This is a genomic window from uncultured Nevskia sp., assembly GCF_903885465.1.
GTDB lineage: Bacteria > Pseudomonadota > Gammaproteobacteria > Nevskiales > Nevskiaceae > Nevskia.
Genome location: NZ_CAISIQ010000443.1, coordinates 1 through 6,926, shown reverse-complemented (window position 1 = coordinate 6,926; position 6,926 = coordinate 1). Strand labels below are relative to the sequence as shown.

General features: G+C 64.5%; 6 protein-coding genes and 1 pseudogene. 4 read left to right on the top strand and 3 right to left on the bottom strand.

What is annotated here, in order from left to right:
• The 3 genes and pseudogenes from QZY06_RS17170 to QZY06_RS17160 all read right to left on the bottom strand — a co-directional run.
• Positions 1 to 452, bottom strand: a pseudogene (locus QZY06_RS17170) (amidase); the annotation flags it as partial.
• A gap of 19 nt (positions 453 to 471) precedes the next feature.
• Positions 472 to 2,748: an amidase family protein gene (locus QZY06_RS17165; protein WP_295686327.1), complete on the bottom strand. Its 2,277-nt coding sequence runs from the start codon at positions 2,746 to 2,748 to the stop codon at positions 472 to 474.
• Positions 2,749 to 3,116: 368 nt separating this feature from the next.
• The gene (locus QZY06_RS17160) at positions 3,117 to 3,542 is read right to left on the bottom strand and encodes a hypothetical protein (RefSeq protein WP_295686325.1); all 426 of its coding nucleotides are present in this window, start codon (positions 3,540 to 3,542) and stop codon (positions 3,117 to 3,119) included.
• A 344-nt stretch (positions 3,543 to 3,886) separates the two neighbouring features.
• Between QZY06_RS17160 and QZY06_RS17155 the strand changes: the two genes are divergently transcribed.
• The 4 genes from QZY06_RS17155 to QZY06_RS17140 all read left to right on the top strand — a co-directional run.
• Positions 3,887 to 4,204 (top strand): hypothetical protein, encoded by a 318-nt coding sequence (locus tag QZY06_RS17155; protein WP_295686324.1) that lies wholly within the window; start codon positions 3,887 to 3,889, stop codon positions 4,202 to 4,204.
• 81 nt (positions 4,205 to 4,285) lie between these two features.
• The gene (locus QZY06_RS17150; RefSeq protein WP_295686323.1) at positions 4,286 to 5,554 is read left to right on the top strand and encodes an HlyD family efflux transporter periplasmic adaptor subunit; all 1,269 of its coding nucleotides are present in this window, start codon (positions 4,286 to 4,288) and stop codon (positions 5,552 to 5,554) included.
• A 28-nt stretch (positions 5,555 to 5,582) separates the two neighbouring features.
• Positions 5,583 to 6,305 (top strand): ABC transporter ATP-binding protein, encoded by a 723-nt coding sequence (locus tag QZY06_RS17145; RefSeq protein WP_295686322.1) that lies wholly within the window; start codon positions 5,583 to 5,585, stop codon positions 6,303 to 6,305.
• Positions 6,306 to 6,320: 15 nt separating this feature from the next.
• The coding region (locus QZY06_RS17140) for an ABC transporter permease (RefSeq protein WP_295686321.1) at positions 6,321 to 6,926 on the top strand (606 nt) is incomplete at its 3' end.

The window sequence follows — 6,926 nt, the reverse complement described above, 5'->3', positions numbered from 1 at the left end:
TGGGTCAGCTCCACCGAGCTGACCTGCCGGCTCTTGATCAACTGCGACAGCGCAGTGACCGGCCAGAACGCCACGGCTTCGAGATTGGCCGGGCGCTTCAGCGCCGCCGTGGTGCTGAAGCGCAGAGGTGCGGCCTGGCGATCGATCTTCATGCCGGCGGTGATCGGGCTGAAGTAGAACGGCGGGCCGACATCGTTCGGAATCGGCGTCGCCCGCACTTTCTGCATGCGGCTCAGGCTCTGGTTGACCTGCTTGACCATGCCTTCGTACTCGGCATCGCTGAAGGCGAGGCCGGAGAGCCTGGCCGCGTCCTTGATCATCGCCGCAGTGATCGCAGTGCTGTCGGAGGTTTCCATCTGCGCCCACAGCACGCCGGGCAGCAAGGTGGCGGACAGTCCCAGGGTCGAGAAGCTGGCGAGGAAGCGGCGGCGAGTGGCGGCGGGAAGTGTCATGGCGGGGCTCTTCGACGGATCAGCGCAGCGGCCCGAAGGCCGGTGGCGCAAAGCGGTGATGGGTCGCTGATTCGTAGGCGGTGCCGACCTTGATCAGCACCGGCTCCTCGCCTTGTCCGGCGAAGAAGGTGATCGAGATCGGCAGCGGGTGCTTGAGCGTGGTCTGCGGGGTTCCCGGCGCCAGCACCGGCACGTAATCGGTCTTGTCGGCGTTCAGCGCGTACTGCGGTTCGACGATCGTCGTCGTCACGCCGACCGGCACTGCGATGCGCGGAATCTGGAAGAACGGGCTGATGCTGTCGAGGCTGATCGAGCCGACATTCGGGCCTTGGATCTTCGGCGTCGGCACCGTGTTTTCCGGGTGCACGAAAACATCGATCTTGTTCTCGTACATCACCCGCAGCAGCGCGAGACGCGCAACGTGGCTGCGGGCGAGGGCGTCGGCCTTGCCGGCCTGTTCGTGGCCCTGCCACTGCACCCAGTTCTTGGCGCCGGCCAGCGATTTGTCCTCGCGGAATCTGGCGTTGGCGACCCAATCACCCCAGTTCTTGATCCGGGTATCGCCCCGGTCGATCAGATAACGATCGATATCGAAGGCGAGATCCGCGCACAGCGCCGGCTGGCAGGGCACGGCGCCGAAGCTTGCGAAGTTGGTGATGTTGACGGCATCGGTCAGCGGCGCCTGGCGCTTGCTGAGCTTGAGCAGATAAGCGTAGGAGGTGACGTCATAGCCCGGTACCTCGAAAACCAGCTTGCCGGCCTTGTCGCGGCGCTGGAAGATTTCCGGCATCGCCCAGGGCAGCAGCTCGGACAATGCATCGGAGAAGGTGTACTTCAGGTCCGGCACGCTGGGGTCGTCCGGATATTCCGCGGCGCGCATCTCGACCAGTTCGGCACCCCGCTGATCGCGCAACACGCGCTTGATCTCGGCATCGATCTGATCGGAGATCGCCACGTGGTTCGCGGTCTTCTTGATCATGTGTTCGCGGACGATGGCGATGCGCAGGCCCTTCAGCGGCTTGGCATCGCTTTTCAGCTGCGCATCGCCGGCGATGAAGCTGGCGTAGGGCTGATCAGGCACCAGTGACTTCGGCACCGACGTGAAGGGATCGCGCGGATCGTAGTAGCCGCTGACCGGGTCCTTGACCGCATCAAGCACCTTCACCGCATCGGCCAGGGTGCGGGCATGGATGCCGGCGCGATCGTTGAACCACTGGTAGCCGATGCCGCCGTTGTCCGGCAGCAGGCCCTTGGTGGTCAGCAGGGTCGCGATGCCGTTGCGCGAAGCCGGCCCCTGACATGACGCACCGGACTGCTCGCAGATGCCGATCGCGACGAGGTTGGCGGATACCGCGACACCAGAGCCACCGCTGGAACCGCGCGAGACGCGCTCCGTGTCATAGGGATTGCAGGACTGGCCACCCCAGGAGCCGTGCGTCTGGCCACCAGCGACGAAGTTGTAGCGCGCCTTTGCCGGGCCACCCGGATCGCCCGGCCCGCCGTTGAATTCATGAGCGACAGACTTCGCATAGATGATCGCGCCCTTGGCCCGCAGTTGGGCAACGATGGTCGCGTCGTGCGGCGGCACATCCATCGCGAAGTTGACGTCGTTGTTCGCCGTGGTCCGCATGTCCTGGGTGTCGTACGGATCCTTCACCGCCGTGGTGATGCAATACATCGGCATCGCCGCGAGATCGGGCTTGGCACCGAACTGCGCATCGAGCTCCGCCGCGCGTTCCAGCGCGTCCGGCAGCTTGCGGAAGGCTTCGCAGACTGCCGGCGCACCGGCCGGCAACGCGCCCTTCGAGGGATGGCGATCGAAGTCGCCCTTGCAGGTCACCGAACGCTCGCCGCGGATGTTCAGCGTTTCCAGCGCGTTGACCTGGCCGGCATCCGGCATGCCGACCCGCATGCCGTTCTGGGCGAGGACAGCAGGGTCCGATACCGTCGCTTGCATCCGCCCGAACTCGAGCGGCAAGCCCTTGTACTGGCCCAAGTCCGGGAAGATCGTCGAGGCCTTCACCGTGCTGGTCGGGAAGTGCAGCGGCGCGCCGGCGCGGACATAGCCGTTCGCCGCCGGAATCTTCTTGCCATCGGCCGTGACCAGCGCCGTGCAGACGCCGTTGTAGGCGCGAGCGCGATCGATGTAGGCCTGGACGACACCGACGCAAGTGGTCTTGCCAGACGTGATCGCGGCCTGGGTGTCGGCGATGCTGGCTTCCTGGACATCGAACTTGGCGGCTGCTGTCGCTGCCGTGCTGGTGATCAGCAGCAGTGCCGTCAGAAGCTGGCTCACGCCGGGAAGTGATGCCGTGCTGGACTTGATCAAGACGAAGCTCCCGCGTGAGCTGGCCGGATGGCCGTGACATCTGCTCAGACGGGTGTGGGGAGGCGTCCCCCACCTTGGAGTGATGAGGAGGGATGAACGTCAACAGCCGAAGCGGAAGTCACGGCGGCCCATCAAGAGCACAGCCACATCAACAACCTCATTCCAGAACGACGTCATTCCGGCGGAAGCCCCTGAAATTGTCTGGGCCAGAGTCGGGGCATTCGCGCGTGACCCTCCGGATACCGGCTTTTGCCGATATGACAGCGGATTTTATTTACGGCCCTTCGCTTGCAGGTTTCCAGTTGAGCCATCCGCCAAGGTGGCTGCCTGCACAGTCACCGCTTACCACTGAGTGGAAAACTTGCCATCAAGCCGATCCCCTTGGACTGCCCGAACTTCCAGTGGCCGAGCTTGAGTTTCCCGGGGGTGGGGTAGTCGAGGTTCCAGACGATCGGTTGGGCTTTGGGGGAGACGGTGAGTTCGTCAGCGGTGGACGATGACTCTGTTGTCAGCGTTCGATGCAGCGAACGTGGCTCGGTGGCCGGCGTGGCGATAATGCTGTTTGCGGGTTTTCCCCAGGGTTTCAGGGCCTTGATTCCTTCCAGCATCGAGCTTGCGTGAACGGTGATGTTGCTACCGGCTTTCGGCGCGTGCGGCTTGGGCAGTTCGCGTGCTTCGGCGGGGGCCATCGCGAGGACGAGCAGGACGCCAATGATCTGGTGGCGGATGTGCAGCTTGGAGACGTCGATCGGGTAGGTCATTTCTGCGAGCTCCGGGTCCGGGAGAGCTGTGGAAGGGCTGGTCGACCAACCGCGAAAGCAAGCGCCGATCCCGACCTGCGCGCATTGCATCGTCGATGCCGATTTCGAATGGTTCGGCGCTCGTTCGCGCGGTGGCGATGCCGGCTGAATTTCGTCGCCAGGCAGCGCCTGGACGGCGTCGATGTCCGGCTCGCCTGCGGACACTGTCCGGCGTCTGTCCGCGGACACTTTCGCCAAGCCGGCAGAAAGTCACTTTAATCAACAAAAACATACCAATAGACCCGTTGTCCAAGCCGGCACGGCGTTTGCGCTAACTAGCCTGCAATCGGAACGGGAGAGTCGCGATGCACAAGCGGATCGGGGTGATGGTGCTGGGTCTGGGATTGAGCTTGCCGGCGCTGACGGCGGTGGGCAGCCGGATGATTCTCAGCGGCCAGATCGATGCCGTTGCGGCGTCGGCAACAGCGGTGAAGCGGACGGAAGCCAGGCCGGAGATCCGTGTCGGTGGTGCAGAAGTTCCACACCCCGGCGTGCCTTGCCGGCGCAGTGCCGGTGATGCCTTGCCGGAAGCGGCGCCGAAGTACGACGGCATGGCGCCGAAATCCGGCTGCAATCTGCGGTTGGTCAAGCGCCGGCCGGGCGACGCGATGATCTGGGTCTGAAGCCTTCCTGAGCTCGGGGCCCGGCGCCCCGCCAACAAATTCTTTCAACGATCGCCGTCCATGCACGGTGATGGAGACCGCATGTTTCGTGAAACCACAGCGCAGGATCGCGTGATCGCCGCAGCACCTGTCTGGCGGCGCCGTGCGCCGTGGCTGGCAGCGGCTGTGCTGCTGCTGATCGTGCTGGTGTTTGCGCTGCCGGCGGCGCGTCGCCTGCTGACAGCGGAAGCCACGGCCAGCCTGGCGCGGCTTAATGTGGCGACGGTCGAACGCGGCGATTTCGTTCGCGATATCGCCGCCGAAGGCCGCATCGTCGCAGCGGTGAGCCCGACCTTGTACGCACCGGCCGCCGGCATCGTGCAGCTGCGGGCGCAGGCCGGTGACCGGGTCGAGCAGGATGCGGTGATCGCGGTCATCGACAGCCCGGAGCTGAGCAATCGGCTGGCGCAGGAACAGTCGCAGCTGGCAGCGCTCGATATCGATTTCCAGCGCGCGCGGCTGCAGGCGCGTCGTCAGCAGATGACTGTGCAGGAATCGGTGGATCGCGCCGAAGTCGATCGCAAGACGGCGATGCGCGAAGTCGAGCGCAGCCGCAAGGCTTACGAGCAGGGCGCGTATTCGGAGCTGCAAGTGCTGCGTAACGAGGACGCCTTGGAGAAGGCCGAGTTCGCGCTGAGCCGGGCCAAGGAAGACCTGCTGATGGAGCCGGAGCAGATCCGTTTCGATGTCGAATCGAAGAAGCTGGCGCGTGATCGTCAGCAACTGCTGGTCGGCGATCTGGCGCGCCAGGTCGGGCAGTTGAGCCTGAAGGCGCCGGTGGCCGGGCAGATCGGCCAGTTGCTGATTGCCGAGCGGGCCAGTGTTGCGCGCGACACGCCGCTGCTGACGGTGGTCGATCTGAGCCGCCTGGAACTGGAAATCAAGGTGCCGGAAAGCTTCGCCCGCGATCTGGCGACGGGCATGCCGGCGCAGATCAGCGGCGGCGGCAAGCAGTGGCCGGGTGAGTTGAGCGCGGTATCGCCCGAAGTGGTGGCCGGCCAGGTTTCGGCCCGGGTGCGCTTCAGCGGCGCGCCGCCGGAAGGCCTGCGCCAGAACCAGCGGCTGTCGGCGCGCGTGCTGCTCGATGAGCGCAAGGACGTGCTGACTGTGCAGCGCGGCCCCTTCCTCGATTCCGGTGCCGGCCGTGTTGCCTATGTGATCCGCGGCGACATCGCCGAACGCACGCCGATCGAAGTCGGCGCTACCAGTCTCAATCGCGTCGAAATCCTGTCCGGCCTGGTGGCCGGCGACCGGATCGTGATTTCCGGGACCGACGATTTCAAGAGTGCGGCGCAGGTCGTCCTGCACTGAGACCCGAACTGAACAACGGAGCAAAGCCATGCTGAAGATGAATCACCTGTCCAAGGTCTACCGCACGCATCTGATCGAAACCCACGCGCTGCGCGATTTCTCGATCCACGTTCGCGAAGGCGAGTTCGTGGCCGTCACCGGGCCGAGCGGCTCGGGCAAGACCACCTTCCTGAACATTGCCGGCCTGCTGGAGGAATTCACCGGCGGCGAGTACTTCCTCGATGGCGTCGACGTGCGCGGCATGAACGACGCGGCGCGCTCGAAGCTGCGCAACGAAAAGATCGGCTTCATCTTCCAGGGCTTCAATCTGATTCCCGATCTGAACCTGTTCGACAACGTCGATGTGCCGCTGCGCTATCGCGGCTTCAATGCAGCGGAACGCAAGCGGCGCATCGAGGACGCGCTGGCGCGGGTCGGACTGTCGGCGCGCATTCGCCATTACCCCTCGGAGCTGTCCGGAGGTCAGCAGCAGCGGGTGGCGATTGCCCGCGCGCTGGCCGGCTCGCCGAAGATCCTGCTCGCCGATGAGCCGACCGGCAATCTCGACACCCAGATGGCGCGCGGCGTGATGCAGCTGCTGGAGGAACTCCACGCCGAAGGCGCGACCATCCTGATGGTCACCCACGATTCCGAACTGGCTGCCCGCGCCCAGCGCAACGTTCACGTGATCGATGGCCAGGTCGTCGATATCCATGCCGAACCGCGCATGCGCGGGCTCGGTGTGGTCGCAGCACTTGCGACGCACGGCTGAAGAGAGACCACGATCATGTTCGGCTACTACCTGAAACTGGGGCTGAAAAGCCTGCGTCGCAACCCGGTGCTGACCGCGCTGATGGTGTTCGGCATCGCCCTCGGCATCGCCGCGAGCATGACCAGCTTCACCGTGTTCTATCTGATGGGCGGCGACCCCATTCCCTGGAAGAGCGATCGCCTGCACGCCGTGCAGGTCGACAACTGGGACGCCAACGAAGCCTTCGATGACAAGGGCCGTCTGCCGGATCAGATGACCTATATCGATGCCAAGGCGCTGATGACTGCGGCGAAGGCCGATCACCAGGCGGCGATGTTCAAGGTGGCGCTGCCGATCCAGCCGGACAACCGGGACGTGAAGCCTTATCTGGAGATTGGCCGTGCGACCTACGCCGATTTCTTTGCGATGTTCGAGCCCCCATTCAAGTACGGCGGGCCGTGGAATGCCGAGCAGGATGCCAACAGTGCGCGAGTCACGGTGCTCACCCAGGAAACCAACGAAAAACTCTTCGGCGGCGCCGATTCGGTAGGCCGCACGGTGCGCTTCAACAACGTCGAATACACGGTGGTCGGCGTGCTGGCTTACTGGCAGCCACGGATCAAGTTCTACGATGTGACCAAC

Coding starts and splice junctions, on each gene's coding strand:
- QZY06_RS17160 (WP_295686325.1), bottom strand. CDS start 3,542: ATGACCTACCCGATCGACGTCTCCAAGCTGCACATCCGCCACCAGATC.
- QZY06_RS17155 (WP_295686324.1), top strand. CDS start 3,887: ATGCACAAGCGGATCGGGGTGATGGTGCTGGGTCTGGGATTGAGCTTG.
- QZY06_RS17150 (WP_295686323.1), top strand. CDS start 4,286: ATGTTTCGTGAAACCACAGCGCAGGATCGCGTGATCGCCGCAGCACCT.
- QZY06_RS17145 (WP_295686322.1), top strand. CDS start 5,583: ATGCTGAAGATGAATCACCTGTCCAAGGTCTACCGCACGCATCTGATC.